Source organism: Ruegeria sp. HKCCD7628, from assembly GCF_057221005.1.
This window is the reverse complement of record NZ_JBWVBA010000005.1, coordinates 96,698-122,307: the sequence shown is the minus strand read 5'-3', so window position 1 is coordinate 122,307 and position 25,610 is coordinate 96,698. Positions and strand designations below refer to the sequence as shown.

Annotated in this window: 26 protein-coding genes; 13 read left to right on the top strand and 13 right to left on the bottom strand. The window is 57.4% G+C overall.

Features of this window, described 5'->3' with window-relative positions; genetic code table 11:
- The first annotated feature begins 16 nt into the window (after positions 1 to 16).
- Positions 17 to 982, top strand: a complete 966-nt coding sequence (gene dgcA, locus AC2TAD_RS12950) for an N-acetyl-D-Glu racemase DgcA (protein WP_480868122.1) — start codon at positions 17 to 19, stop codon at positions 980 to 982.
- Between the two features lie 10 nt (positions 983 to 992).
- The gene (locus tag AC2TAD_RS12945) at positions 993 to 1,853 is read left to right on the top strand and encodes a D-amino-acid transaminase (protein WP_480868120.1); all 861 of its coding nucleotides are present in this window, start codon (positions 993 to 995) and stop codon (positions 1,851 to 1,853) included.
- 43 nt (positions 1,854 to 1,896) lie between these two features.
- On the opposite strand, the gene AC2TAD_RS12940 is transcribed toward AC2TAD_RS12945, so the two are convergent.
- The 3 genes from AC2TAD_RS12940 to AC2TAD_RS12930 form a co-directional block, all read right to left on the bottom strand.
- The gene (locus AC2TAD_RS12940) at positions 1,897 to 2,211 is read right to left on the bottom strand and encodes a DUF1244 domain-containing protein (RefSeq protein WP_170754950.1); all 315 of its coding nucleotides are present in this window, start codon (positions 2,209 to 2,211) and stop codon (positions 1,897 to 1,899) included.
- Between the two features lie 73 nt (positions 2,212 to 2,284).
- A complete protein-coding gene (locus tag AC2TAD_RS12935) occupies positions 2,285 to 2,524 on the bottom strand; it encodes a DUF6868 family protein (protein WP_480868118.1) in 240 nt (79 codons plus the stop codon).
- Positions 2,525 to 2,583: 59 nt separating this feature from the next.
- Positions 2,584 to 3,321 carry an N-formylglutamate amidohydrolase gene (locus tag AC2TAD_RS12930; RefSeq protein ID WP_480868115.1) on the bottom strand — a complete coding sequence of 246 codons (738 nt, stop codon included), beginning with the start codon at positions 3,319 to 3,321 and terminating at the stop codon, positions 2,584 to 2,586.
- Between the two features lie 133 nt (positions 3,322 to 3,454).
- Between AC2TAD_RS12930 and pyk the strand changes: the two genes are divergently transcribed.
- From pyk to AC2TAD_RS12900, 6 genes are all read left to right on the top strand, one after another.
- Positions 3,455 to 4,900 (top strand): pyruvate kinase, encoded by a 1,446-nt coding sequence (pyk, locus tag AC2TAD_RS12925; RefSeq protein ID WP_480868113.1) that lies wholly within the window; start codon positions 3,455 to 3,457, stop codon positions 4,898 to 4,900.
- A 211-nt stretch (positions 4,901 to 5,111) separates the two neighbouring features.
- Positions 5,112 to 5,549, top strand: coding sequence for a universal stress protein (locus AC2TAD_RS12920; protein WP_170356081.1), 438 nt, complete (start codon positions 5,112 to 5,114; stop codon positions 5,547 to 5,549).
- A gap of 14 nt (positions 5,550 to 5,563) precedes the next feature.
- A complete protein-coding gene (locus AC2TAD_RS12915) occupies positions 5,564 to 7,114 on the top strand; it encodes an alanine/glycine:cation symporter family protein (RefSeq protein WP_170754957.1) in 1,551 nt (516 codons plus the stop codon).
- Between the two features lie 180 nt (positions 7,115 to 7,294).
- Positions 7,295 to 7,495 carry a 50S ribosomal protein L35 gene (gene rpmI, locus AC2TAD_RS12910; RefSeq protein WP_010443552.1) on the top strand — a complete coding sequence of 67 codons (201 nt, stop codon included), beginning with the start codon at positions 7,295 to 7,297 and terminating at the stop codon, positions 7,493 to 7,495.
- Between the two features lie 14 nt (positions 7,496 to 7,509).
- A complete protein-coding gene (gene rplT, locus AC2TAD_RS12905; RefSeq protein WP_008756009.1) occupies positions 7,510 to 7,875 on the top strand; it encodes a 50S ribosomal protein L20 in 366 nt (121 codons plus the stop codon).
- A gap of 162 nt (positions 7,876 to 8,037) precedes the next feature.
- Positions 8,038 to 8,814, top strand: a complete 777-nt coding sequence (locus AC2TAD_RS12900) for a methyltransferase domain-containing protein (RefSeq protein ID WP_170754959.1) — start codon at positions 8,038 to 8,040, stop codon at positions 8,812 to 8,814.
- 99 nt (positions 8,815 to 8,913) lie between these two features.
- Here AC2TAD_RS12900 and AC2TAD_RS12895 read toward each other — a convergent pair whose 3' ends face one another.
- A complete protein-coding gene (locus AC2TAD_RS12895; RefSeq protein ID WP_480868111.1) occupies positions 8,914 to 10,305 on the bottom strand; it encodes an aminotransferase family protein in 1,392 nt (463 codons plus the stop codon).
- 217 nt (positions 10,306 to 10,522) lie between these two features.
- On the opposite strand from AC2TAD_RS12895, the gene AC2TAD_RS12890 reads away from it, so the two are divergent.
- On the top strand, positions 10,523 to 12,151 hold the full coding sequence (locus AC2TAD_RS12890) for an acyl-CoA synthetase (RefSeq protein ID WP_170724724.1): 1,629 nt from the start codon (positions 10,523 to 10,525) through the stop codon (positions 12,149 to 12,151).
- Here AC2TAD_RS12890 and AC2TAD_RS12885 read toward each other — a convergent pair.
- The 7 genes from AC2TAD_RS12885 to hmgA form a co-directional block, all read right to left on the bottom strand.
- On the bottom strand, positions 12,148 to 12,489 hold the full coding sequence (locus AC2TAD_RS12885) for a DOPA 4,5-dioxygenase family protein (protein WP_480868108.1): 342 nt from the start codon (positions 12,487 to 12,489) through the stop codon (positions 12,148 to 12,150). The genes AC2TAD_RS12890 and AC2TAD_RS12885 overlap by 4 nt on opposite strands.
- A gap of 82 nt (positions 12,490 to 12,571) precedes the next feature.
- Positions 12,572 to 13,207, bottom strand: a complete 636-nt coding sequence (gene maiA / locus AC2TAD_RS12880; protein WP_480868106.1) for a maleylacetoacetate isomerase — start codon at positions 13,205 to 13,207, stop codon at positions 12,572 to 12,574.
- 12 nt (positions 13,208 to 13,219) lie between these two features.
- A complete protein-coding gene (locus AC2TAD_RS12875) occupies positions 13,220 to 13,423 on the bottom strand; it encodes a DUF2783 domain-containing protein (protein ID WP_480868104.1) in 204 nt (67 codons plus the stop codon).
- A gap of 5 nt (positions 13,424 to 13,428) precedes the next feature.
- Positions 13,429 to 15,039 carry an FAD-dependent oxidoreductase gene (locus tag AC2TAD_RS12870; protein ID WP_480868102.1) on the bottom strand — a complete coding sequence of 537 codons (1,611 nt, stop codon included), beginning with the start codon at positions 15,037 to 15,039 and terminating at the stop codon, positions 13,429 to 13,431.
- Positions 15,040 to 15,165: 126 nt separating this feature from the next.
- Complete coding sequence (locus AC2TAD_RS12865) at positions 15,166 to 16,116, bottom strand: MBL fold metallo-hydrolase (protein ID WP_480868100.1); 951 nt, start codon at positions 16,114 to 16,116, stop codon at positions 15,166 to 15,168.
- A 10-nt stretch (positions 16,117 to 16,126) separates the two neighbouring features.
- Positions 16,127 to 17,383: a fumarylacetoacetase gene (gene fahA, locus AC2TAD_RS12860; protein WP_480868098.1), complete on the bottom strand. Its 1,257-nt coding sequence runs from the start codon at positions 17,381 to 17,383 to the stop codon at positions 16,127 to 16,129.
- Between the two features lie 233 nt (positions 17,384 to 17,616).
- Positions 17,617 to 18,972, bottom strand: a complete 1,356-nt coding sequence (gene hmgA, locus AC2TAD_RS12855) for a homogentisate 1,2-dioxygenase (protein WP_480868097.1) — start codon at positions 18,970 to 18,972, stop codon at positions 17,617 to 17,619.
- A gap of 58 nt (positions 18,973 to 19,030) precedes the next feature.
- Here hmgA and AC2TAD_RS12850 point away from each other — a divergent pair, with 58 nt between their 5' ends.
- Together AC2TAD_RS12850 and AC2TAD_RS12845 are read left to right on the top strand one after the other, a co-directional pair.
- Entirely contained in the window at positions 19,031 to 19,483 is a 453-nt protein-coding gene (locus tag AC2TAD_RS12850) for a MarR family winged helix-turn-helix transcriptional regulator (RefSeq protein WP_480868096.1), read from the top strand.
- A 63-nt stretch (positions 19,484 to 19,546) separates the two neighbouring features.
- Positions 19,547 to 20,782: an adenylate/guanylate cyclase domain-containing protein gene (locus tag AC2TAD_RS12845; protein WP_480868094.1), complete on the top strand. Its 1,236-nt coding sequence runs from the start codon at positions 19,547 to 19,549 to the stop codon at positions 20,780 to 20,782.
- A 127-nt stretch (positions 20,783 to 20,909) separates the two neighbouring features.
- Here the strand turns inward: AC2TAD_RS12845 and AC2TAD_RS12840 are convergent, their stop codons facing one another.
- Positions 20,910 to 21,692, bottom strand: coding sequence for a lysophospholipid acyltransferase family protein (locus AC2TAD_RS12840; RefSeq protein ID WP_480868093.1), 783 nt, complete (start codon positions 21,690 to 21,692; stop codon positions 20,910 to 20,912).
- 294 nt (positions 21,693 to 21,986) lie between these two features.
- Positions 21,987 to 22,796, bottom strand: coding sequence for a division plane positioning ATPase MipZ (locus AC2TAD_RS12835; protein WP_480868091.1), 810 nt, complete (start codon positions 22,794 to 22,796; stop codon positions 21,987 to 21,989).
- A gap of 201 nt (positions 22,797 to 22,997) precedes the next feature.
- Between AC2TAD_RS12835 and AC2TAD_RS12830 the strand changes: the two genes are divergently transcribed.
- Both AC2TAD_RS12830 and AC2TAD_RS12825 read left to right on the top strand, forming a co-directional pair.
- Positions 22,998 to 23,885 (top strand): AEC family transporter, encoded by an 888-nt coding sequence (locus AC2TAD_RS12830; RefSeq protein WP_480868089.1) that lies wholly within the window; start codon positions 22,998 to 23,000, stop codon positions 23,883 to 23,885.
- A gap of 75 nt (positions 23,886 to 23,960) precedes the next feature.
- Positions 23,961 to 25,538, top strand: coding sequence for an MFS transporter (locus AC2TAD_RS12825; RefSeq protein WP_170756529.1), 1,578 nt, complete (start codon positions 23,961 to 23,963; stop codon positions 25,536 to 25,538).
- The last annotated feature ends 72 nt before the right edge of the window (positions 25,539 to 25,610 follow it).

Here is a 25,610-nt window from a genome sequence, read left to right as displayed (position 1 = left end):
AGGGGAAAGATTTGTGATGCGGATAGACGTTTCGCGGGATGTGTTTCGGTTGGCGCAGGTGTTCACCATCTCGCGCGGGTCGCGGACCGAGGCCAAGGTGCTGACCGTTCGGATCTCGGACGGGGTGCATCAGGGCTGGGGCGAATGTGTGCCCTATGCGCGCTATGATGAAACGCTCGAGTCGGTCGAGGCCGAGATCGCGGGATTGCCTGCGGATTTCACCCGGCAATCGCTTATGGACCTGCTGCCCGCTGGGGCGGCTCGAAACGCTGTGGACTGCGCGCTGTGGGATCTGGAATGCAAGCGTGCGGGCAAACGGGCGTGGGACTTGGCCGGTTTGCCAGTGCCTGGCCCCGAGATCACCGCATATACTCTGTCGCTGGACACGCCCGAGGCGATGCAGGCGCAAGCAGCCGCCAACGCGCATCGTCCGCTTCTCAAGATCAAGCTGGGCACACCGGATGACATGCCCCGGCTTGAAGCCGTTCGCGCGGGCGCGCCGAACGCGCGGATCATCGTCGACGCGAATGAGGGTTGGTCGGCCGCTGTTTATGCCGACCTTGCCCCGCATCTGGTGCGTTTGGGTGTGGCTCTGGTCGAGCAACCCTTGCCTGCCGGTGAAGATGACGCGCTGATCGGAATGGAGCGTCCGGTGCCCGTGTGCGCCGACGAGTCCTGTCATGATCGCAGCAGCTTGCCCGGCCTCAAGGGCAAATATGATGTGGTCAACATTAAGCTCGACAAAACCGGCGGTCTGACCGAGGCTCTGGCGCTGCGGCAGCAGGCGCTGGCCGAGGGCTATAAGGTCATGGTCGGTTGCATGGTTGGCAGCTCGCTTGCGATGGCCCCTGCGACCTTGTTGGCGCAGGGTGCGATGGTAACGGACCTTGACGGCCCGCTTCTTCTGGCCGAAGACCGCACCAACCCGCTTATTTTTGATGACGCCGGAGTGCATCCGCCAAAAGCGGCGCTCTGGGGCTGAGGAGAGTGACATGACCCGCACCGTTTACGTGAACGGAGAGTACCTGCCCGAGACCGAGGCCAAGGTCTCGATCTTTGACCGTGGTTTCCTGATGGCCGACGCCGTTTATGAGGTGACCAGCGTGCTGGACGGCAAGCTGATCGATTTCGAAGGCCACGCCGTGCGCCTGAAACGCTCTCTGGACGAGCTGCAGATGGCCGAGCCATGCAGTAAGGATGAACTCCTGGCTATTCACCGCAAACTGGTCGAGCTGAACGGGATCGAAGAAGGTCTGATCTACCTGCAGGTCTCGCGTGGCAGCGACGGGGACCGGGATTTCGTGTTCCCTGCGGCCGATACCAAGCCGACGCTGGTTCTGTTCTCCCAGAACAAGCCGGGATTGGCCGACAGCCCGGCCGCGCAGAAGGGCGCTAAGATCATCTCGATTGATGACATTCGCTGGGGCCGCCGTGATATCAAGACAGTGCAGTTGCTGTACCCGTCGATGGGCAAGATGATGGCCAAGGCCGCCGGATGCGATGATGCGTGGATGATTGAGGATGGCTATGTCACCGAAGGCACCAGTAACAACGCCTATTTCGTAAAGGACGGCAAGATCGTGACCCGCCCGCTGTCCAACGACATCTTGCATGGGATCACCCGCAAGGCCGTGTTGCGTATGGCTGCCGAGGCGCAGATGGAAGTCGAAGAACGCCTGTTTACGATCGATGAGGCGAAAGAGGCGGATGAAGCGTTCACCACCTCGGCCAGCGCCTTTGTCATGCCGGTAGTCGAGATTGACGGCGTCGCACTAGGCGATGGCACGCCAGGGCCGATTGCCAAGCGTCTGCGTGAGATTTATCTGGATGAAAGCCGCAAGGCGGCGATCTAAGCAAAAGGCTCGCCAAACCGGCGGGCCTTTTTGATTTCAGCGTTCAACCTTTTTTGGTGACGTTTTCGTCAAAGGCGACCTCGAAGGCGGCCTGTTTTTCGGGGCTGGCTTCGGTCTGATAATTGGCTTTCCACTCATCCATGGTCATGCCGTAGAAAATTTGACGGGCTTCGTCCTTGCCCATCTCGATGCCCTTTTCATTCGCCGCTTCCTGATACCAGCGCGACAAGCAGTTGCGGCAGAACCCGGCCAGATTCATCATGTCGATGTTCTGCACGTCGGTGCGGTCTTCCATCAGGTGCTTTTGCAACCGGCGGAAGGCTGCGGCCTGAAGTTCGATTTCGGTTTGCTTGTCCATGCGCTGACTCCGGATGACAGTATCGTTGTCCTTGACCTAGCGGTCCGGAGGCGATGTTTCAACAAACAGGATGTCAGGCCAGTTTCAAGGCCAGCCAAGGTACGATGAAAAAGATCAATGTAAGGATCTTGTAGTTGGCCAGATACCGGAAATACGCTCGTTTCACTTCCGACCGCTCCATCTGGAATAACTTGCTGTGAATGCCCGCAATCTGCTCCTGCAGCAGTAGGACCATTAATGTTGTGAACAACAGCACTGCGATGTTCAGCGCGGCCATCCAACCAAACACAGAGGTTGCGAATTCCTGGGTCATGGCGATCCCCTTTCGACGAATATATGGGGATCAGGTGGTATCCTCACAATGAGGTGTGGTCAAAGGTCGCTGGTATCCAGTGCGTCCTGCAGCACAACTGCCAAACGTTCCGCCCAAGCCCGTTGTCCAGCGTGATCGGCGATCAGATCATTGCGCAGCTCGATCAGGGCATTGGGGCGACCAAAGGCGGTGCAGTGCTTGTCGATGGCATCTCCGGGCAGGACACCGGTATAGGGTTCGTTTACGCCGACGCACAGGTCGTCTTCTGCCTGCAACCGGGTGATCAGCGGGCGCGCAAAACGCTCGTCCGGGGTGTGCAAAACGCCCACATGCCACGGGCGGGGGTCGCGCCCCCGCAGCTGTCGGGTAAAGGAGTGCATGGACACGATCACCGCATGGGGTAAGGCCGCCAGCTCGGCCAAAGCATTGTGATAGGGGCGATAACACATGTTCAGTCGCCGTTCCCGCTCGGTCGCGTCGGCGTGACGATTGCCGGGGATGATCGACCCATCATACAGCTTCATCAGCAGGGTCGGGTCATCCTCGCCCCGGTTCGGGTCGATCACCAGACGCGAGAAATTGGCCGCCACTACAGGCGCGTTCAGGATTTCCCCAAGATGTTTCGAGACCTCGTACGCCCCCACGTCATAGGCGATGTGACGCTCCATATCCTCGAGCGGCAGGCCGAGGTCTCCGCCGTTGATGTCATGCGGGACGGTGTTGGTGGCGTGGTCACATGTGATCAGCCAACGCGAAGGGCGATCTGCGCCGTGGATAAAAAACGGAGAATACGTCATAAGCCTGTCATCTGGTTCGTCGCAGGTGTAGGGCAGTTGCTAATAAAAGGGAATTGCGCAATAAGCAGCTTGAAGCAATGTTTGCGGTAACATTTGCGCGACGCCCAGGGAATACGTGAGGAGAGCACCATCAATGCGACGCCTGAGAAATGTGAAAATCGTGGCGACGCTGGGTCCGGCGTCGAATGACTATGACATGATCCGAGCCCTGCACGAGGCCGGGGCCGATGTGTTCCGCTTGAACATGAGCCACGGTAGCCATGATGAAATCCGCGAGCGGCACCGGATTATCCGTCAGGTTGAAAAGGATCTGGACAGCCCGATTGCCATTCTGGCCGATTTGCAGGGACCGAAACTGCGTGTCGGCGTCTTTGCCAACGACTGTGAGAACTTGGAAGAGGGGGCGGCGTTCCGGCTGGACCTTGACCCGGAGGCCGGGGACATCAATCGCGTTTGCCTGCCGCATCCCGAGATTTTCGCCGCGTTGGAACCCGGCGCACGCCTGCTTGTCAATGACGGTAAAATCCGCCTGATCGTGCAGGAGTGCGGTCAGGATTTCGCCAATTGTACCGTTGAGGTGGGTGGCACGATCTCTAACCGCAAAGGCGTGAATGTGCCTGATGTGGTGCTGCCGTTGGCGGCCCTGTCGGCCAAGGACCGCGACGATCTGGAATTTGTTTGCCAATTGGGTGTCGACTGGCTGGCGCTGAGCTTTGTGCAGCGCGCCAAGGACGTTTTTGAGGCGCGCGCGCTGGCCGATGGTCGGGCGGCGATCCTGTCCAAGATTGAAAAGCCCGCCGCGGTCGAGGCATTTGACGACATTCTGGATGCGTCTGATGGGATTATGGTGGCGCGTGGCGATCTGGGGGTTGAACTGCCCGTTTCAGCAGTACCGCCCATTCAGAAACGTCTGGTGCGCAAGTGCCGGGGCGCGGCCAAACCGGTGATTGTCGCGACGCAGATGCTGGAAAGCATGATTGAAAGTCCAATGCCCACGCGGGCCGAGGTTTCGGACGTGGCAACCGCGATCTATGAGGGCACCGATGCTATCATGCTCAGTGCCGAGTCGGCTGCGGGTTCCTACCCGATCGAAGCCGTGCAGACAATGAACAAGGTCGCCATCGAGGTCGAGGCGGACCCGACATATGGCCAGATTATTGCCTCGTCTCGTACGGCCAAGGGGACAACGATCGCCGATGGGATCGTTGCCGCTGCGCGCGAGATTGCAGAAAAGACTGATATCAAGGCGATCTGCTGCTTCACCCAAAGCGGGACTACTGCTTTGCTGACTGCCCGAGAAAGGCCCGAAGTGCCGATTATCGCCATGACCCCGGCCACCGGCACTGCGCGGCGACTATGCCTGAGCTGGGGGTGCCATTGTGTGATGACGCCCGAGCTGGAGCGTTTCAAGGGCGCGGTTGTGAATGCAGCCCGTGCAGCTCGTGCTGGGGGCTTTGCCGCTGAAACTGATCAGATCGTGGTGACTGCTGGTGTGCCGTTTAATGTGCCGGGCACCACCAATATCCTACGTATCGCGCCCTGTGATGAGCGTTTGATTTACAACACAGATCCGGGTTGAGGCCCTGTGTTGCTCAATAAATAGGCAAAATATACACTTTAAAAACATATATATAGATGAAATTTGAGGGTAATCAGCAGTTTCCCCTCTGTTTTTCGCTGTTTTTCTCGGATACTGATTTTCACGGGTAGTCTATTGAATTCGTTCCAGACTCCGGCTGCCCGCCCGGGGGCACGGGCCCCGGTATAATCAACAATATTGGAGAAACGTCATGACAACCAAGATTGTCATCGGACTGGACGGGACAGAAACCGGAGAGCGCGCGATCGCCTTTGCCAAAGACTTGGCTGAGCGGATCGGAACGTGTGAATTACTTGTGGTTTACGTCATCGAATGGTCCCCTTTTACTTTTCAGACACCTGAAGAAAACGCCCAGAGACACAAGCGGCGCGAAGAAGAAGTTGCATTGGCGACTTCGCGCATCGTTACGCCTGCGGTTGATGCTTTGACCTCGGGCGGGTTCACGGCCCAGGGCATCGTGCGCCACGGCGACGTGGCCGAAACGCTGAACGCGATCACGGTCGAAAATGGCGGCACCCAGATCATCGTCGGGCGAGCATCGGCAGATGGGTTCAAGAAACGGCTGTTCGGCAGTTCGACCCAGAATCTGGTCATGCATGCCGATGTACCGGTCACTGTCGTGAACTGAGGAGAGCGATGAAAATGAGTATCTATCAGAAAACAGCGCTGGCCGCCGCCGTGATGCTGGGCGCAAGCCCCGCAATGGCGCAAGAGGCCGCGGGTCTGGACGACAGGATCAATCAGGCTTTTGCCGATTTTACCGGCCCGTTCGTCAGCTTTATCTTCGCGCCGTTTCCCGGCACTGGTTTCCCATGGATCGTGGGGTGGCTGGTTGTCGCCGCGACGGTCTTTTCAGTGTATTTCGCCTTTGTGCAGTTCCGTTTCTTTGGGCACGCGATCAGCCTAGTCAAAGGCGATTATTCCGACCCGAATGACGCCGGCGAAGTCAGCCACTTTCAGGCGCTGGCGACTGCGCTTTCAGGTACGGTCGGTCTGGGCAACATTGCCGGTGTGGCCGTGGCCATCGGGATCGGCGGGCCGGGCGCGACTTTCTGGATGATCATGGCGGGCCTTCTGGGCATGGCCTCGAAATTCACAGAATGTACGCTGGGCGTGAAATACCGAAATGAATACGACGACGGCACCGTGTCGGGTGGCCCGATGTATTACATGTCCAAGGGCTTTGCTGAACTAGGCCTGCCAGGTGGCAAGATCCTGGCGGTTCTGTTTTCGATCTTCTGTATCCTTGGCGCGCTGGGCGGGGGCAACATGTTCCAGGCCAACCAGGCGCACCAGCAGATCGCGGGCATCGTCGGAGATTATCCCGGCTGGATCACCGGTTTGGTCTTTGCGGGTATCGTATTCGCTGTGATCGTGGGTGGCCTGAAGTCCATTGCGCGTGTGACCGAAAAAGTCGTGCCGTTTATGGGTGTCATGTATGTTCTGGCCGCTCTGGTCATTATCATCATGCATGCGGATCAGATCGGGTGGGCCTTTGGTCAGATTTTCGCAGGCGCCTTCACCGGCCTCGGCGTTGCTGGCGGTATGGTCGGTGCGCTGATTCAGGGCTTCCGTCGTGCGGCATTCTCGAACGAAGCGGGCGTGGGCTCGGCTGCGATCGCGCACTCGGCGGTGAAAACCAGCGAGCCGATAACCGAAGGGTTCGTGTCCCTGTTGGAGCCGTTCATCGACACGGTTGTGATCTGTACCATGACAGCGCTGGTAATCATCATCACCCAACAGCTGATCGTTGATCCGGCAACTGGCCTGTACGTGCTGAACGAAGCGGGCAACGGTATCGCAACCGTTGACGGCAATTCGGGCGTCAGTCTGACCTCGGCGGCCTTTGGCAGCGCCTTTGGCTGGTTCCCGTTCGTGTTGGCCATCGCGGTGGTTCTGTTCGCCTTCTCGACCATGATCAGCTGGTCCTACTACGGCCTCAAGGCCTGGACCTACCTGTTTGGCGAGGGTCATACCAAAGAGCTGATCTTCAAGATCATCTTCTGTGTCTTCGTGGTGATCGGTGCGGCGGCCAACCTTGGTCCGGTCATCGATTTCTCGGACGCGGCGATCTTTGCCATGGCGGTTGTGAACGTCTTTGCGCTGTATTTCCTGATGAAGGTCGTGCGCGAAGAGCTGGCGAGCTATGCGGCCCGGCTGAAAAGCGGCGAAATCCGCAAATTTGGCCACTAAATCATTTCACCGGGGCGGTTTGCGTCGCCCCGGTGCCTGACCAGTTGCAGAATCCGCAGATTCTGGTCCAAACCCCCTTGCCAGTATGATCGAACTTGCGTAAACGGCGCATCTGTTGCGTGACCGGCCGAGATGGCATGCCGAGTCGCGTCTGAAACCGAACCCTGGAAGGAGACGGAAATGCCTAAGATGAAGACCAAGTCGAGCGCCAAGAAGCGCTTTAAGGTGACTGCGACCGGTAAGGTCCTTGCTGGCCAGGCCGGCAAACGGCACGGCATGATCAAGCGGACCAAAAAGTTCATCCGCGACGCCCGTGGCAACACCACCCTGTCCGCCCCCGACGCCAAGATCGTCAAGGGCTACATGCCCTACGACCGCTAAGAGGAGATACCAACATGTCCCGCGTTAAAGGTGGAACCGTAACTCACGCCCGTCACAAGAAGGTCATCAAGGCCGCCAAAGGTTACTATGGCCGCCGCAAGAGCACCTTCAAGGTTGCCCGTCAGGCCGTCGACAAGGCCAACCAGTACGCAACCCGCGACCGTAAGAACCGCAAGCGCAACTTCCGCGCGCTGTGGATCCAGCGTATCAACGCTGCTGTCCGTTCGCATGACGAGGCTCTGACCTATTCCCGCTTCATCAACGGCCTGAACCTGGCCGGTATCGAAGTGGACCGCAAAGTTCTGGCCGACCTGGCCGTGCACGAACCGGAAGCGTTCGGCGCGATCGTCGCCAAAGCTCAGGCCGCTCTGGCTGCCTGATCCTCTGATACAGAGACAGTGAATGAAAGGCCGTCCCATTCGGGGCGGCTTTTTTGTTCGGCGGTTGTCTGAAAGTTGGCTTTGCTCTGCCGGCAGACTTATTTGTCAGGAAATGTTAGATGTCGAACCACTGGTTAAACTAATTTCTTCGGGGTCGGCGACATGCTTGAGTTTGATGAGGAGACAACCCGTCTTTTGGATAGTGTCTATGAAGGCGCCGACGTAACGCGTCGACGTCGCGGTTCCTTTGATGCGCTAAAGCCTTCCCCCGGTGATACCATAGCGGACATAGGATGCGGCAACGGCCTATTAACGGCAGAGCTAGCTCGGGCAGTTGGTGGAACCGGCCATGTCATAGGAATTGATCCTAGTGACGCTATGCGGCATTCGGCCGAAAATAGATGTCAAACTTATGATTGGGTCAAGATCGTTGAAGGCGAAGCCGGACGCCTTCCCGTCAAAGACGCCTCGGTTGACAAGGCCGTATCAGTGCAGGTGTATGAGTACCTGGACGATATTCCGGCCGCGGTGGGCGAAGCCTATCGGTGCTTAAAACCAGGGGGGGTGCTCGTCATAGGCGATATCCATTTCGACAGTTTGATATGGTTCAGTGAAGATCCTGCTCGGATGGCGCGGATGGTAAGGGCATGGGATGAGCATTTTGTTGAGAGAGGAGTGCCAGCTCTTTTGCCTCCAATCCTGACGGATGCTGGTTTTGAAGTGGAGGGAGTAGCTCCCGTTACCGTTTGCGATACTCAACTCCGGCCAGATGGGCTGGCCAATATGTTGATTGTCCTGATGGAAAGGTTCACTAAGTCCAAGCAGCTTTTACCTGATGAGGAAGCGGCCGCCTGGGCAGATGAACAGAGAGCCTTGGCTATGCAAGGAAAGTTTTTCTTTTCTCTAACTCATTTCGTCGTCAGCGGCCGTAAGCTATAGCAACGGAGCAGTAGAGCTATAGTTGGCTCGTTGTTTCTCGTTACGACCAAAAGACCGGCGCCATGGGCACCGGTTTCTGGGCTGTAATCAACTAGTAGTCTACCCAAACACACGCCCGAGCGCACCGTCCACCGCGTCGGTGATCTGGTCGATATCGTCCGGAGTGGCAATCAGCGCGGGTGAGAAGCACAGCGTGTTGTTCTTGCCTGGCACCGAACGGTTGGTCACACCGATGATCACCCCCTGCGCCATGCAGTCGGCCACAACTGCTTGTGCCATCTTTTCGTTCACCGGCTCGCGGGTGGAACGATCCGCAACCAGTTCTGCGCCAAGGAACAGGCCCTTGCCGCGCACGTCGCCGATGACTTTGTGCTTTTCCATCAGCTCTTGCAGGTTACCCATCATGCGCGCGCCCATGTCGGTGCAGTTTTGCAGCAGGTTTTCATCTTCGATGATCCGCATGTTCTCGATCGCCGCCGCCGGGCCTGCAGTGCAGCCGCCGAAGGTAGAGATGTCGCGGAAATAGTTCATCGGGTCGTCTGCATTGTCTTTGAACATGTCAAAGATTTCCTCGGTGGTGACCACGCAAGCGATGGCGGCGTAACCCGAGGCGACGCCCTTGGCCATGGTCACAAAGTCAGGCTTCACACCATATTGCTGATAGCCAAACCATGTGCCGGTACGACCAATGCCACAGACAACTTCGTCGATATGCAGCAGGATGTCATACTTGTCGCAAATTTCCTGCACGCGCTGCCAATAGCCTTCGGGGGCCTCAATCACACCACCGCCAGCGGTCACGGGTTCGAGGCACAGTGCGCCGACAGTATCGGGGCCTTCGCGGAGGATGACCTCTTCGATCTGATCAGCAGCCCATTCGCCGAAATTCTCTTCGGGGGCGCCGTCCAGCTCGTGCTTGCGGTATTCCATGCAGTGCGGCACGCGCACGAAATCCGGCGCGAAGGGGCCGTATTGAGCGTTACGCTCATCCTGACCACCCGCCGACATCGCCGCGAGGGTTGAGCCGTGGTAGTCGCGATCGCGGTAAAGAATCTTGGTCTTCTTGCCGCCGTATTTCTTGTGGGCGATCTGGCGGACCATCTTAAAGGCTTTCTCATTCGCCTCAGAGCCCGAGTTCATATAGTAAACGCGGCTCATCCCCGGCATCTTGCTGATCAGCTTTTCCGCAAAGATCGAGCCCGGAATCGACCCGGCCGAGTTGGCGAAGTAACACAGCTTCATCAGCTGGTCGTAGACCGCCTTGCAGATCGATTCGCGGCCATAGCCCACGTTGACCGTCCAGACCCCGCCGGATACGGCATCCAGATGTTCCTTGCCGTTCTGGTCCCAAACGCGCATGCCTTTGCCTTCGACAATGATGCGCGGATCATTGGTTTCAAAGGGTTTGTGCTGGATCAGGTGGTGCCAGATATGGGCGCGGTCGGCTTCGACCACGCGGGAAAGATCGTTTTCGTTGAACGTGCCGTCCATGACATGTCCTTTCACAAAGTATGGGTGCGCAAGGTGCGGGAACTGGGTCCCGGCCTGTGTGTTCTTGATGGCTCAGATCACCGCGAATGGCCATCCGTAGATAGGGCCAGATTGCATCATCGCGTATCGCCAGTCCATGACTGTGCGCGTATTTCTACGAATTTGTCTTGCCTGCGGGATTGTGATCAAGTCCCGTGCAATAAGGGAGGGGCAAACGATGACCGAAGCCAATATCTATGAGCGTCACCTGGATAGGAACCGGGCAAATTATACGCCCTTGTCGCCGCTAAGTTTCATAGAGCGGACCGCGCAGATTTATCCCGACTATCCGTCCGTTGTTTACGGCGCGCGCCGGTACACATGGGCCGAGACATATACCCGGTCCCGCCAAATGGCTGGCGCTTTAGCCGCGCGCGGGATCGGCAAGGGCGACACCGTCTCGATCATCGCCGCCAACATCCCCGAAATGTACGAGGCGCATTTCGGTGTCCCAATGTCCGGGGCGGTGCTGAACGCCATCAACACGCGACTGGATGCACCGATCATCGCGTTTATCTTGAATCACGCAGAGTCCAAGGCCCTGCTGGTTGACCCAGAATTCTCGGGCGTCGTCAAAGAGGCGTTGAAACAGGTCGATCACGACGTACTGCTGATCGACATAGAAGATGACAGCTTTGAGGGCGGTGAAAAGCTTGGGGCGCTGACCTATGACGCGCTGCTTGCTGAAGGCGACCCAGAGTTCGCGTGGTCTTTGCCAGATGACGAATGGAACGCAATCACCCTGAACTATACGTCGGGTACAACGGGCAATCCCAAGGGTGTTGTGTACCATCACAGGGGTGCGATGCTGAACGCGCAGTCTGATCTGTTGGATTGGGATATGCCCAAACACTCGGTCTATCTGTGGACCTTGCCAATGTTTCACTGCAACGGTTGGTGTTTTCCGTGGGCGATGGCGGCGAATGCGGGGGTTTCGGTTTGCTTGCGCGCTGTGCGGGACGAGCCGATCTATGCTGCTTTCCGCGATGAAAAGGTCACGCATTTCTGCGGCGCGCCGATCGTTCTGAACATGCTGGCGAACGCGCCGGATCACCTCAAGGATTTCGACCACCAGATCAAAGTGATGACCGCTGGTGCTCCGCCACCTGCGGCAGTTATCGCGAATATGGAAGGGATGGGGATCGAGGTCACCCATGTCTATGGGCTGACCGAGACATACGGCCCTTCGGTTGTCTGCGCTTGGAAAGACGAGTGGAACACTAGAGATGCAGACGAACGCGCTGCGTTGAAGGTACGGCAGGGTGTGCGGTACACGGCTTTGTCCGGGCTGATGGTAGCCGACCCTGAAACGCTGGCCCCTGTGCCTGCCGATGGCGAGACCATGGGCGAGATATTCATGCAGGGCAATGTCGTGATGAAGGGATACCTCAAGAACCCAGATGCGACCGACAAGGCGTTCAACGGCGGATGGTTCGCCTCGGGCGATCTGGGGGTGATGCACCCCGATGGCTATATTGCGCTCAAAGACCGGTCCAAAGACATCATCATCTCGGGGGGCGAGAACATTTCGTCGGTCGAAGTGGAAGATATCCTGTATAAACACCCCGCCGTGATGGAGGCTGCCGTGGTCGCCCGGCCCGATGATAAATGGGGCGAGACGCCCTGTGCATTTGTCGAACTCAAGCCCGGCGCGCAGACGAGTGACGCAGACATCATTGCATTCTGTCGCGATCACATGGCCCATTTCAAAGCGCCCAAGACGGTGGTGTTCGGGCCGCTACCCAAGACGTCGACCGGCAAGGTCCAAAAGTTCAAGCTGCGGGATCAGGCTAAAGCGCTGGGCTAAGCACCCATTCGGTCAAAGATCGACAGGTCCAGCTTCAGCATCTCGCCCATCCAGATGGCGCGATCCCGGTGGTCCTCAAGATGTTGGCCGGTTTCGGGATGCGTAAAGATGGTCAATCCTTGCCGGTTCAGCATCAGCCATGGAATGACCTGATCGAAGGCGTCCGGGGCAAAGGCCAATTGGCAACTCCACCGCGGATGCGGGCCGACATTTTTGGCGTGCATCCGACCTATCTCAACAGGGAACAGGCGACCTGCTTCTTGGCAAAGCTGTTGCGCGATTGTTTGAGTATCAGCATCGAAATAGACATGGGCGTGATAGCCGGTGATCTCGGGCATAGGGGCCTCCATCCTTGCTGAGAATACTTTATGCCGCGGCGGTTCTATTTCCTACTAACGTGCGCACACAGACCCTGTGCAGTCAGTCAGGCTCGTGCCGGTCCGGGTGCGCCTGTGCAAAGGCGGGCAGGTCTGCGCAGGCAGCGTCGACACTCAGGATACGGGGTAGTCCGGTCAGATCGACCTGCCAGCGACGTGCGTTGTATAGCTGAGGGATCAGACACAGATCGGCCAAACCGGGCTGTGCGCCTGTGCAGTAGGGGGATTGTTCAAAATCGCCCAAAAGGGTTTCGAACGCCAAAAGGCCGGGGCGGATGAAATGGCGCATCCAGTCGCCGGGCATATCGCCTGCATCGCGGGTCAGCGTGGTGGCGTGGCGCGCGACCGAAAGGTTGCAGACCGGGTGCAGATCCACCGCGATGGATTGTGCCAAGGCCAATGACTGTGCGCGGGCTGCGGGTTCAGCGGGCAACAGACCCAGCCCCCGCGTGTTGTCCAGATAATCTATGATCGCCAGCGATTGAGTCAGCCGCAGGCCGTCAATCTCAAGCACGGGAACCAACCCTTGCGGATTACGTGCCAGATGCGTGTCAGACTTTTGGTCACCACTGGCCAGATCGACAGAAACCGCGCGATAGGCGACCCCAGCCAAATTCAGCGCGATGCGCACGCGGTAACTGGCTGAAGAGCGCCAGAAGTCATACAGTATGACGCTCATCCTTACCTCCTGTCAGTTTTGGTCGTCAGGTAATTCTGCCGTTTTCAAAGCCTGAGACAAGACGCCGGCGTCACCGATATGGTTGGCCAGCACCAAAACCAGCCGTGCGTTGAGCGCGTCGCTGTCTGTCTTGTCCAGCCCGTCATGCAGGGCCAGCAGGTTGGCATAAAAGTCGTCCGCATTGTCGAAATTCGGTGTGAGGATCAAGTCAGCCATCCCACTTACTCCTTTCCGGTTGCACGGCGCATCGCCTGCCGAAATGCGTTTTCTTCGAAAGTGTCCCGCCGGGCGGCCACGTGCTGGTCGGGGCGGATCAAATAGACGGCGCTGTCCGCATCCCCCAGATAGCGACGCTTTAACTCCAGCGTCAGGTCATCCTTCACGGACAATGCCAAGCGCGTGGCTTGGATGCCGCCTTCTTCAAGGCGCTCAGGCGCTTCGGCGTCTATCGTCAGCAGCGTAAATTTTCCGGCCAGTTTAGGCAGCAGGAATTCGTCGCCCAAAGGCGCGTCCGGACAGGCCGAGCCCGGGCATGTGATATCCGGGCCATTCAATGCGTCCGCCGAACTGATCGATGATCCCTTGTACGTGCAGGGCGCGCTAAGACGTCCGGAATTTACCAGAGGGCGTGCGAATTCGTATTTCTCGCTCAGGTCCAGTACCGCGTCGCGCAGTAAACGGGACATTTCGGATTTGGGCGTGATAAAATCGGTCGAGCGGGTCGACATGGTGATGTTCTCATCTGCTGCCTGAACGCGCTCGCGGCTATAACTATCCAGTAGCAGTTCAGGTGCTTGCCCGTCGATCACCAGTTTCAGCTTCCAGCACAGGTTGTCGGTGTCCTGAATGCCCGAATTTGCCCCGCGCGCGCCGAACGGGCTGACCTGATGGGCGCTGTCCCCGGCAAAGAGGACACGTCCATGGCGGAACTTCTCCATCCGGCGGCACTGGAATGTGTAGATCGAGACCCATTCGAGTTCGAACTCCACATCCTCGCCCAGCATCGCCTTAAGGCGAGGGATGACGTTTTCGGGGCGTTTCTCGCGCTCTTTGTCGATGTCCCATCCCAGTTGCAGGTCAATGCGCCAGACACTGTCAGGCTGTTTGTGCAATAGGGCGGACTGGCCCCTGTTGAAGGGCGGGTCGAACCAGAACCAGCGCTCGGACGGGAAATCGGCCTCCATCACCACATCGGCGATCAGGAAGTTGTCTTCGAATATCCGCCCGTCGAAATCCAGCCCCAGCATCCGGCGGGTCGGAGAATGCGCGCCATCGCACGCAATCAGCCAGTCGGCTTCGACGTTATAGGGGCCTTCTGGCGTCTCGACCTCAAGCTTGACGTGGTCGTCATGGGTGCCGATCGCCTCGACCTTGTTGCGGCCGCGAATTTCGATCGGTGCACCTTCGGCCTGCAAAGCGCGGACACGGTCGACCAGAATTTTCTCAAGATGATATTGTTGCAGGTTCACGAAGGCGGGGTTGGAAAAGCCTTTTTCGGGCAGCAAGTCGAACTCGTAGACTTTGCGGTCGTCGAAAAAGACCTTGCCCGCCTCCCATTGCACCCCGGTTTCGGCCATCGGATTGCCGCACCCCAACCGGTCGGCGATATCCAATGTGCGTTGCGAAAAACAGATCGCCCGGCTGCCAAAGCTGACCTTGTCGTTGTCGTCCAGTACGACGACCCCAACACCTTGCTGGGCCAGGTCGATGGCTGCGGTCAGGCCGACCGGACCGGCGCCAACAACGATCACTTTGTGGCGTACAGGTGTCGCAGTGTCCTGATCCGGGCTGCGCTCATAAGCATAAAGCGGTGTTTCGAAGATCTTGTTCATGGTTTCTCTCCCCGATGCGTTGACGCAACTGCTTGCCTCTGGCGAGGCCAAGCCAGAGCCCTATGGGAATGGTTCCATCGAATACGCCGACGAAAAACGATCTGGATCAAATGCGACGGTTTGTCCTTAACCTTGCAGGGCCTCCCACATGTCCAGATCGCGTTGGGCGGTCCAGATGCGTGGCGTGTCAATACCGCGCGCCTCGTCATAGGCGCGGGCTACGTTGAAGGGCAGGCAGTGTTCATAGATCGCGTAATCCGCGAATTTCGGGTCACATTCAGCGCGCACGGCGTCCCATGCTTCTTTCAAAGAACCACCACGTGCCGCGATCTTTGCTGCAGGGCGATATGTGCTGTCGACGAAATCACGGGTGCTTTCAATAGCTGCATTCACCATCTCTTTCCCGATCAGGGCGTCTCCGCGTCCCGGAGCGATGGCGTCGACGTCGAACAGGCTGATTGCATCCAAGGTATCACCCCAGTCGCCGAAATGCCCATCGCCGCAATAGCAAGCCGATTGGTATTCGACGATGTCGCCGGTGAACATGACGTTCTGATCGGGTACATGAATGACGATATCACCCGCCGTATGAGCGCGGCCCAGATGCATTAGGTCAACCCGGCGATTGCCCAGATAGACCGTCATTGTGTCGCTGAAGGTGGTGGTGGGCCATGTGAGGCCGGGAATGCTCTCGTGCCCTTCAAACAGGCGAGGGAAGCGTTGGAATTCGCTATCCCAATCCTCCTGCCCGCGTTCCACGACCATCGCACGGGCCATGTCCGACATCAGGATCTGCTGTGCTCCATACGCGCTGGCGCCCAGCACACGCACAGCGTGATAGTGGGTTAGCGCCACGTGGGTGATTAGCTTGTCAGTGACCGAGCGGACGCAGTCGATGACTTTTTGTGCCAAACGTGGTGTCGCTTGGGCCTCGACAATCATGACGCTGTCATCGCCAATAATCACGCCGGAATTCGGGTCGCCTTCGGCGGTGAACGCATAGAGCCCGTCACCGATTTCGGTAAATGAGGTCTTCTTCTCGGACATGTCCCCCTGGGACGCGAATGCTTTGGCCATGTTGGGTTCCTTATCGTGCGAATGGGTTTTCTAGTGCGGGCAATACTGTTCCCACGCAATCGCCAAAGCCGATCGAATAACCGTCGCCTTTTGCCGCGCCGGTCAGGGTCATGGTGTCGCCGTCTTCGATAAAGTGGCGGGTCTCGCCCGTGTCCAGCGTCAGCGGTTCCTTCCCGCCCCAGCTGAGTTCCAATAGCGAGCCGCGTTCAGGTTTTGTTGGCCCCGAGATGGTGCCTGAGCCCAGCAGGTCGCCCGTGTTCATTGGGCAGCCCGATGTCGTGTGGTGCGCCAGTTGCTGCGCGGCAGAGTAATACATCTCACGGTAGTTGGTGCGGGCGATGGTGCTTGCTGGTTTTCCGGACGGAGCCATCGTGATGGAAAGGTCGACGTCGTACAACATTGGGCCGCAATCCTTGAGGTGATCCAACAGCTCATGCTCGCGCGCGGGTGTTTCACAGCGGAAGGGCTCAAGCGCTGCCTTGGTCACGATCCACGGGCTGATTGACGTGGCTGTAGCTTTGGCCTGAAACGGTCCGAGCGGCTGGTATTCCCACGCCTGGATATCGCGCGCGGACCAATCGTTTAGCAGCACATAACCAAAGATGTTGTCGTCCGCCTCTTGGACCGAGATCGGACCGTCCGATGGTGTGCCTACGATGGCGCCCATCTCAAGCTCAATGTCAAAACGGCGGCTGGGCAGAAAGGCGGGACGGTCATGATCGGGCGATTTCAGCTGGCCCCAGGGACGGCGAATATCTGTCCCCGACACAACGACAGAAGAGGCGCGGCCATTATAGCCGATCGGAATGTGCAGCCAATTGGGGGGCAGGGCATTCTCTGACCCGCGGAACATGGTGCCGACATTTTGCGCGTGGTGACGACCTGCATAGAAGTCTGTGTACTCACTGACCGCGAAGGGCATATGCAATACGGCGTCGCTCTGCGCCACAAGCAGAGGCTCAACCCTGTCTTGCTCTTCTGATCCCTCGGCCAAAAGGCTGGTCAGGCGCGCGCGAAGGGCGGCCCAGACGGCGGGGCCTTGCTCCATCAACGGGTTCCAGAAGGGCAGGTCGAACAGGGGTTCGTCAATCAGGTTAATCAGACCTTCGGCCTCGGCGCTGGTGATGTCGAAAATCAAGTCCCCGATTGCAACGCCACAGCGCGGCTCGGCACCTTCTGTCGCGAAAATACCATAAGGTAAGTTGTTCAGCGGAAAGGGATGGGTCGCGTTATTGGCCGAGGCGATCCAGGATTTCAAAAGGGTCATTGGCGTTCCTTGTCGTCTTTTTCGGTGCGACTCGATAAGGGGCGCGCCGTTTGTGCCTGTTTCTGTTGATCAGTCGTTCAAGTCGGTTCCGCCGGATGAGCCGTCCTGCCGGTGGCCGGGCATTGGATTGTGGTTGTAGTGGTCCCGCTTGCCGTTCCAGCGCGCACGCCGACTCCAAAGAAACAAGCATGCGAAGCCTAGGAAAACAGCAATTACTATGTAACCAGCATCCATCACTTTTTCCCTGCCGTTCCGTCGAACTTTTTCTCAAGAGAGGTCCAACAGTCAATGTAGTCGTCCTGCAGGGGCGCTTCGTTTGCGGCAAACGGGGTCAGGTGCTGCGGAAAGCGGGTTTCGAACATGAAGGACATGGTATTGTCCAACTTGTCCGGCCCGAGGTTTGCATTCGACGCTTTGTCAAAGGCTTCGCGGTCCGGCCCGTGTGGCAGCATCATGTTGTGCAGGCTCATCCCGCCGGGAACAAAGCCCCGCGGTTTGGCGTCATATTGGCCGTAGATATTGCCCATTAGCTCGGACATGATGTTCTTGTGATACCAGGGCGGGCGGAAGGTGTCCTCGGCCACCATCCAGCGTTCCCGGAACAGGACAAAGTCGATATTGGCCGTCCCCGGCTGACCTGATGGGGCCGTCAGAACGGTAAAGATCGACGGGTCGGGATGATCAAACAGGATCGCGCCGACCGGGCAATAGGTGCGCAGGTCGTATTTGTAGGGCGCGTAATTGCCATGCCATGCGACCACGTCCAACGGGCTTTGGTCGATTTGCGTTTTATGGAACTGCCCGCACCATTTGACGGTGACGGTCGAGGGCACTTCTCGGTCTTCAAACGCCGCGACCGGGGCCTTGAAGTCACGCGGGTTGGCCATGCAGTTGGCGCCGATCGGGCCACGTCCCGGAAGTTCGAATTTCTGCCCGTAGTTTTCACATACAAAGCCGCGAGCAGGACCGTCCAGAACTTCTACGCGATACACAAGTCCGCGCGGTAGAATAGCGATCTCTTTGGGTTCCAAATCAATGATCCCCAGCTCAGTTGCGAAACGTAGGCGGCCTTCCTGTGGCACCACCAGCAGCTCGGAATCGGCCGAGAAGAAATATTCGTCCACCATGGAATCTGTGACCAGATAGATGTGGCTGGCCATGCCCACTTGCGTGTTTACGTCGCCCGCCGTGGTCATGGTGCGCATACCTGACAGCCATGTCAGGCCCTCGTCGGAATGCGGTACTGCATCCCAGCGATACTGCCCCAGGCTGATCACATCGGGATCAACGCAAGGGGCAGATTTCCACAGTGGCAGATCGACTTTCTCATACCTGTGTGAATGCTTGACCGAGGGCCGGATGCGATAGCACCACGTCCGTTCGGGCGGGTTTGCAGTAAAGGCCGTTCCGCTCAGCTGTTCGCCATAGAGGCCGTAGTTGCAGCGTTGTGGGCTGTTCATGCCTTGTGGCAACGCGCCGGGCAGGGCCTCGGTTTCAAAGTCGTTCCCGAAGCCGGGCATATAGCCTGCGTGTGTGCCAACGGTGCTGCTGGCTTGGGTCATCTGGTGTGGATCAGTCGGACGGTTCATCCTGTACTCCTCCTCTTTGTTGCTTGTGAAATAATAGTTGATTTTGTAACTAACAAGCATGACAGACACTGACCCCGAAAAAAATGATGCCTTTGATCTGCAGGATTTCCTTCCTTATCTGCTGAATAGAGCGGCCGAGGAGTGCTCGTTGGAGTTTCAACGGGTCTACAAAGAACGGTACGGGATGCTTCGCACCGAATGGCGGGTGTTGTTTCATTTGGGTAATTACGGCGAGATGACGGCCAAAGAAATTGGTGAGCGGGCTCGCATTCACAAAACCAAGATCAGTCGCGCCGTCAGCAAGCTTGAGCAACGGCGATACTTAACGCGTACACCCAGCCAGAATGACCGCCGGGTCGAGCATCTGACGCTGACCTCGGCGGGGCAGTCGGTTTACCGGGACCTGCGCGAGGTCGCCAAGCGATACGACGCCAGATTGGCCAACATGATTGGGCTGGATGACGCCTCTCAGCTCCGCGGGATGTTGAGAAAACTGGCGGATATGGGGTGACCTCTGGTAATTGTCGTCCATTGCCCCCAGATGACGTGCAGAGCGGACATAGGATAACAATAAATGGCAGCCCCGGACCCCAACGCGGCGAAATCAACCGATTTGATCAACTGGATAGTGACACGCGGCCTTGAGGGCGCGGACAAGGAAGAATTGCTGGATGGGTATTGTACCCGTCTAGTCGAACTTGGCGTGCCATTGATGCGGTTTCACGCGGCCCAATCGGCCCTGCACCCTGTCTATGGCGGTACTGGCTATAGCTGGTATCAGGGACGAGGTGGAGATTATCAAAAATTCAAGTATTCCGAAGATGTCAGCGAGGATTGGCAGAACAGTCCTTTGTTCGCGATCCTCAATGACGACATCGACTATGTGCATGAACGCATCGTCGATCAGAACGAACCCAGTAAATACCCTCTGATCAATGAGCTTCGAGAGGTTGGTGCAACTGATTACTATGCCACCAGCGTGGCTTTTGACGTGCCAACGCACAACATGCCGCCCGATGCCAAAAAGACGGTGGACGGGGTGCTTTTGTCCTGGACGTCGAACGCGCCGGAAGGATTTCGAGACAGCGATCTGGAACTGATCCACACCGCGTTGCCTCATCTTGGGTTGGCGCTGAAATCGGCTTCGAATGCGCGAGTCTCCAAAGATCTTATGCGCGTGTATCTGGGCCGCGATGCCGGTCGCCGCGTGCTGTCCGGCGAGATTCGACGCGGGTCATTGCAGCAAATCGATGCTGTGATTTGGAATTTCGACCTTGAAGGGTTCACCAGCCTGTCCGAAGAGCTGCCGGGAAACGAGATCATCGACATGCTTAATGATTACCTCGCGGTTGCGGTGGGCGTGGTGCATGACAACGACGGAAATATCCTGAAGTTCATGGGCGACGGGTTGATGGCCATGTTTGATGTTGGCGATATTGATGCGGACGCGCGGGCTGCGCTGAAGGCTGTGCCGATGCTGCAATCCCGGATCGAAGAGTTGAATGCCGCGCGCGAAGCAGATGGTTTGCCGGTGGCCAATTACACGCTGGCCCTGCATTCCGGCGAAATTCTCTATGGCAATATCGGGTCGGAAAGCCGGTTGGATTTCACTGTCATTGGCCCGGCGGTGAACCAGACTGCGCGTATTGCCGGGATGCATCGGTCTTTGGGTCAGCGCATTTTGATCTCGGATGACGTGGCTCGGGCTGCTCAGCCTTGCGGCAAGGAATTGATCTCGGTCGGGCGCTACATGCTGCGTGGCGTGCCCGAACCGAAAGAGCTGTTTACGGTCTACCGGCCAGGAGATTAGGCGTCGGCTGCGAGCGTACCGCAGCCGGTTCCGCTTAACATCAGAAAACTGCTACTGACGAAAGGTTGTCAATGAAGGCGTCGATCCAGTCGATCTGCTGGCATAACAGTGAACGTCTCTTGGATGATTAGCGACGCATTCGATTATTGAAAACGGCCATCATCGAATTTCTCAATCGAGACACGTCTTCGTCTACTGAAGCGGATGGGTCGCATTCGAATGGCGGCAGAACCTCGACCCGGATCGTTCCACTTTTTGGGAGGTGTTTGCCGCGTGGCAACAAGCGATCAGAATCGTGGATGACGATGGGTCGGATTGTCCGGTCCGTATTGCGCGCGGCCAATACAGCTCCCGCCTTGAAGGTGCCAAGACTTTCGGACCGGGTGCGTGTGCCCTCAGGGAACAGCACGACAGAGCAGCGTGCGGGCATTGCTTGGATAGCAGCGGTAAGTGTTTCAAGCGCTACACTGCCGCTCTTGCGGTCAACCTCAACAAGCCCGGCGCCCTTGAACCCACGGCGTAAAAGGGCCGCGTCGCAGAGTTCTTTCTTGGCGGCAAAGGTGATCCACTTGGCCTCTGGCAGAGCATCCATCAGGGCGAAGCCATCCAGATGGCTGCGGTGGTTGATCACAATGATGCTGCCGGTGTCGGCGGATAACATTGCCACTTCTGCCTGTGTCATCTCGGTCCGGATGCTCAGCAACCATAAAAGCCGCGAACAAGCACGTTTGACCAGTCGCCAGTACCAGCCGCGAAAGCCCCGCCGTTTACTGCAGAGTAAGGGCACAAACGCAACGAAAAGGAAATATACCGGGCCCAGCAGGAACAGCGTCATGCGCTTGATGATGCGCACGCCGGTTGAGTCTATTGCCGCAGGTGCGGCTCGTTCTTCCGGACGTTGCAGTGACATGGATTCCGTTGCAAGTGTTGCTGTCCTGGGGATGGCCACAAGGGTCCTTCGTCTGGCTTTCGCTGCCTGCCCTCTGGGCGCGTGGCCTGACAAACACCCAGCGCACTGCCTCTATGGGGCAATGGCGAAGACACATCAACAAAAAGTCGCGCACAGACTAGACTTCAATGATTAGTTCGGACTTCAAAAGTGGATACTTCGCCGGGCGCGAATGTCCGGTAGTACAGTTTGTGACAGTTCGACCCGAGGGCTTGGGCGGCAGAAAAATCCGTAAATTTGACTTGCGAGAGGTACCTAAAAGTCGATTTCGACGCCCGGCAGGTTCAGCTCTTTCATCATGTCTCGCAGTTCCTGACGGGCCGCGATGTTCGAGATGTTGAGCTGTTTGACCCCGATATCCTTGAGGTCCAGCAAAGTCAGGCCGCGTGGGAAAAGTTCGCGAAAGACGACCCGCTCGGAAAAGCCCGAGGCGACGCGGAAGCCGATGCGTTGCGACAGCATCTCGATCGCGCGCTGCATTTTTTCCTTGTTGACCATGCGCTGGGTTCCGACACGGTTTCTTACGACGACCCAGTCAATGGGCTTCAATCCGGCCTGTGCCCGCAACTGGCGCGCGTTCCATACCATCTCGGAATAGACCGAAGGACCAAGGATTTTCTCGCCTTTCGAGTCAATGCGGGCCAGCAAGTCAAAGTCGATGAAACTGTCGTTCAGCGGTGTGATCAGCGTATCGGCCAGCGAATGTGCAACCTGGCTGAGACGGGTGTGCGAGCCTGGGCAGTCGATCAGGATGAAGTCACTGTCGCTTTCCAGTTCTGCCACGGCGGCTGAAAGGCGGTGGTCATAAATGTTCTCGCCCGGTTTCAGCTTGGTCGCGTCAATCTCGGGCAGGTCATGATGGCGGGGGCTGGGAAGAGACAGGTCCGAGTTTTTCAGGAAATTGGCACGGTTTTCGAAGTACCGGCCAAGGCTGCGTTGGCGCAAATCCAGATCCAGAGTGCTGATCTTGTGACCCAGCCGCGCCAGCGCAGTGGCCACATGCATCGAGACGGTCGATTTGCCCGCGCCGCCCTTCTCGTTCCCCACTACGATAATGTGTGCCATGCCTGTATTCCCAAGTCCCGCCGTGTTTGACCACACGTTGTTGAACACCACTATATGTTGTGGAAACGTGGAAGGGAAGAACCCGAAACGCCATTCTGAAAGCCTGTTGCGAATTCATAGACCCAAGAATGGACGTGCTGCTTGCCAGTTTGGCACCCTTGTCTCACTGTGGGCCTGAGGCGGCAGCGGGAAGGGCTTGAGATGGAACAGATATTCCTGAATGTGCTCAATGTGGTGCTGCCTGTACTTATCTGCGCGGGGATCGGTTACGTTTTGGCCATCACTCGGGCGCCTTTCGACAACACAGTTGTTGGCGGGATCGTTTCTCGGGTCGGGTATCCGACGCTGATTATCTCGCATCTGTCGACAACGAATATTGCCGTTGGCACATTTGTCGACGTCATGGCTGCCGCGGCTCTGGCGATTGCGGGCTTCGGCATTTTGGGATTGGTCGCGCTTAGGGCAATTCAGTTGCCGGTGCGGGCATTTCTGACTCCGTTGATGCATGGGAATGTCGGGAATATCGGTCTGCCGATTACTCTGCTGGCGCTGGGCGATGCCGGGATGGCCTACACGATGGCGTTCGTGGTCGTCGTGTTGATCAGTATCTTTACCGTAGGCATGTGGATACCGGCCGGAGCGTTCTCGGCCAAAAAGCTGGTAACCTCGCCTATTATCTATGCTGTCGCCATTTCGCTGGGCCTGATGGCGACTGGGTACAGCTTGCCTGCACCCGTGGCCAAATCGTTCGACATCCTGGGCGGCCTTTCGATCCCACTTATGCTTTTGACGCTGGGCCACACACTGGCTGGCCTACGCGTTCAAAGCTTGGGCCGGTCAGTGGTGCTGACCATGTTGCACCTTGGGATGGCGGTACTGATTGCCTCAGTGTTGGTTTGGACCTTCGGGTTCACAGGGGCTGAACGTGGGGCGGTCATCCTGTGTTGTCTGATGCCGTCATCGGTCGCAACTTATCTGTTCGTTGATCAGCACATGCCCGAATACGGACCGGACGTTGCGGGGTTCATTCTGGTTTCGACATTGGTAACCATTCTCGTTTTACCGTTGGCGTTGTCTTACTGGATCTGACCTTATGTCGAAGGATGAACTCTGCTAAGATTCTGATGTGGCGGGTAAATACCCAGCGGATACGAGGGCTTGGCGATGTCGGATGCGAAATCACCTCAGCACAAAGCGCGTGTTGTTTTGGCAATGACGGCGATTTGTATGATGGTGGTTGGTTTCAATACGACGGCTGTTGCCACGATCCTGCCCAACCTCAAGGCCGAGTTTGACCTTACTCCCGCAGAGCTTCAATGGGTGATGGCGACCTATACCGTCGCTAGTGCTTCGCTTGTTACAATTGTTAGCCGACTGGGCGATATAACGGGCAAAATGGGCGTGTTCTTCTTTGGAATGATAGTGTTTGCCCTTGGTTCAGCGACTGTACTGTTTGCGCATGACGGAGCAATGCTACTGAGTGGACGCGCCGCGCAAGGTGCAGGGGCAGCGGCTTTGTTCGGAACGTCTCTTTCCTTGCTGACGGCTGCAACGCCCGAAGATCAGAGGGCAAGCGTCACCGGGGCCTGGGGCGCAATTGTAGGGTTGGCGATTGGCGTGGGCCCTATCTTGGGTGGGGCATTTGCTCATTACATCAGCTGGAGAGCCGTTTTTGCCACCGACCTGATCTTGCTGGCCGGCGCTTTTGCCATAGGTCTAACGGTCAGCAGGCGGGGCTATGTACCCGACACGCGGCTTGCGGGCGCAAGATTTGACTACGTTGGCGCAAGCGCTGTTCTATTGTTTCTTGGGCCGTTGTCTTTTGCACTCAGCAATGGCGAAAGCGCTGGATGGGATACGCCTTCGACATTGGTGCCGCTGGCGGTCTCCGCATTCGCAATGGTTTGTATTGTCATCGCTTCGCGCCGCAGCCAAGACCCTCTGATCGAACTGCGATACTTTCGCCACCCGCGTTACTTCATGGCTGCGGCTGGCATGTTTTTGACCGGGTTTACCCTGTTCGGATTTTTTGTCTATTTCAACACGTTCGTACAGTCACCCGACGCCTTCGGATATACGTCGGTCGAGGCCGGGTTGGCGATCATGCCGCTTAGTCTAAGCATGTTTGTCATCTCGGTCACCGCGCCGCGTTTCCTCGCGCCCTACAGTTTCCAATGGCCTGTTGCGATAGGGTTGGGGTTGATGGCGGTTGGGTTCCTTTCGCTGACCGCAACTACGAACACAACACAATACGCCGAGATTTGGTGGAAACTTATGATTGTCGGCATTGGTCTAGGTATCTGTTTTTCATTGCTGCCACGCCTTGGGTTGCGCCTGCTACCCGAAAGGCACGTGGGGCAAGGTTCCGGTGTGATCAATGCGTGTTTGTATTTCGGCGCTACGCTTGGTGCCGTCGTTTGTGGCCTGGCCGAGGCCCTCACAACCCGTAAGGGACTGTCAGAAGTAATCAACGCCTTGCCTGTCGGATCGGCCCCGCGCGAGGATCTGGCGCATGCGCTCACCCATGGTTCACCCAGTCAGATTCAGCAGATTCTGGCGGATCTGAAGCCAAATGCCGGAAGCGCGCTGGCCAAGGCCCTTCGGGATCTTCAGGACAATGCCTTTGACAGCGCCATGGTCTTTACAGCGATGGCAGCCTTGTTGGGGATGGCGTTGGCGCTGCTATTGCTGCGTGGACCAATTCCACCACTGCACAGCGCTGCCGATTTGACAGCCAATTAGACTAGAGCCACTAGCGTCGAGGAGCACCCAAGTGGGATGGTCACTTGGAAAATAGGGATCAAATTAGGATGT

Excerpts from the sequence above, each read along its gene's own strand:
- dgcA (WP_480868122.1), top strand. The coding sequence starts at position 17 with ATGCGGATAGACGTTTCGCGGGATGTGTTTCGGTTGGCGCAGGTGTTC.
- AC2TAD_RS12945 (WP_480868120.1), top strand. The coding sequence starts at position 993 with ATGACCCGCACCGTTTACGTGAACGGAGAGTACCTGCCCGAGACCGAG.
- AC2TAD_RS12940 (WP_170754950.1), bottom strand. The coding sequence starts at position 2,211 with ATGGACAAGCAAACCGAAATCGAACTTCAGGCCGCAGCCTTCCGCCGG.
- AC2TAD_RS12935 (WP_480868118.1), bottom strand. The coding sequence starts at position 2,524 with ATGACCCAGGAATTCGCAACCTCTGTGTTTGGTTGGATGGCCGCGCTG.
- AC2TAD_RS12930 (WP_480868115.1), bottom strand. The coding sequence starts at position 3,321 with ATGACGTATTCTCCGTTTTTTATCCACGGCGCAGATCGCCCTTCGCGT.
- pyk (WP_480868113.1), top strand. The coding sequence starts at position 3,455 with ATGCGACGCCTGAGAAATGTGAAAATCGTGGCGACGCTGGGTCCGGCG.
- AC2TAD_RS12920 (WP_170356081.1), top strand. The coding sequence starts at position 5,112 with ATGACAACCAAGATTGTCATCGGACTGGACGGGACAGAAACCGGAGAG.
- AC2TAD_RS12915 (WP_170754957.1), top strand. The coding sequence starts at position 5,564 with ATGAGTATCTATCAGAAAACAGCGCTGGCCGCCGCCGTGATGCTGGGC.
- rpmI (WP_010443552.1), top strand. The coding sequence starts at position 7,295 with ATGCCTAAGATGAAGACCAAGTCGAGCGCCAAGAAGCGCTTTAAGGTG.
- rplT (WP_008756009.1), top strand. The coding sequence starts at position 7,510 with ATGTCCCGCGTTAAAGGTGGAACCGTAACTCACGCCCGTCACAAGAAG.
- AC2TAD_RS12900 (WP_170754959.1), top strand. The coding sequence starts at position 8,038 with ATGCTTGAGTTTGATGAGGAGACAACCCGTCTTTTGGATAGTGTCTAT.
- AC2TAD_RS12895 (WP_480868111.1), bottom strand. The coding sequence starts at position 10,305 with ATGGACGGCACGTTCAACGAAAACGATCTTTCCCGCGTGGTCGAAGCC.
- AC2TAD_RS12890 (WP_170724724.1), top strand. The coding sequence starts at position 10,523 with ATGACCGAAGCCAATATCTATGAGCGTCACCTGGATAGGAACCGGGCA.
- AC2TAD_RS12885 (WP_480868108.1), bottom strand. The coding sequence starts at position 12,489 with ATGCCCGAGATCACCGGCTATCACGCCCATGTCTATTTCGATGCTGAT.
- maiA (WP_480868106.1), bottom strand. The coding sequence starts at position 13,207 with ATGAGCGTCATACTGTATGACTTCTGGCGCTCTTCAGCCAGTTACCGC.
- AC2TAD_RS12875 (WP_480868104.1), bottom strand. The coding sequence starts at position 13,423 with ATGGCTGACTTGATCCTCACACCGAATTTCGACAATGCGGACGACTTT.
- AC2TAD_RS12870 (WP_480868102.1), bottom strand. The coding sequence starts at position 15,039 with ATGAACAAGATCTTCGAAACACCGCTTTATGCTTATGAGCGCAGCCCG.
- AC2TAD_RS12865 (WP_480868100.1), bottom strand. The coding sequence starts at position 16,116 with ATGGCCAAAGCATTCGCGTCCCAGGGGGACATGTCCGAGAAGAAGACC.
- fahA (WP_480868098.1), bottom strand. The coding sequence starts at position 17,383 with ATGACCCTTTTGAAATCCTGGATCGCCTCGGCCAATAACGCGACCCAT.
- hmgA (WP_480868097.1), bottom strand. The coding sequence starts at position 18,972 with ATGAACCGTCCGACTGATCCACACCAGATGACCCAAGCCAGCAGCACC.
- AC2TAD_RS12850 (WP_480868096.1), top strand. The coding sequence starts at position 19,031 with ATGACAGACACTGACCCCGAAAAAAATGATGCCTTTGATCTGCAGGAT.
- AC2TAD_RS12845 (WP_480868094.1), top strand. The coding sequence starts at position 19,547 with ATGGCAGCCCCGGACCCCAACGCGGCGAAATCAACCGATTTGATCAAC.
- AC2TAD_RS12840 (WP_480868093.1), bottom strand. The coding sequence starts at position 21,692 with ATGTCACTGCAACGTCCGGAAGAACGAGCCGCACCTGCGGCAATAGAC.
- AC2TAD_RS12835 (WP_480868091.1), bottom strand. The coding sequence starts at position 22,796 with ATGGCACACATTATCGTAGTGGGGAACGAGAAGGGCGGCGCGGGCAAA.
- AC2TAD_RS12830 (WP_480868089.1), top strand. The coding sequence starts at position 22,998 with ATGGAACAGATATTCCTGAATGTGCTCAATGTGGTGCTGCCTGTACTT.
- AC2TAD_RS12825 (WP_170756529.1), top strand. The coding sequence starts at position 23,961 with ATGTCGGATGCGAAATCACCTCAGCACAAAGCGCGTGTTGTTTTGGCA.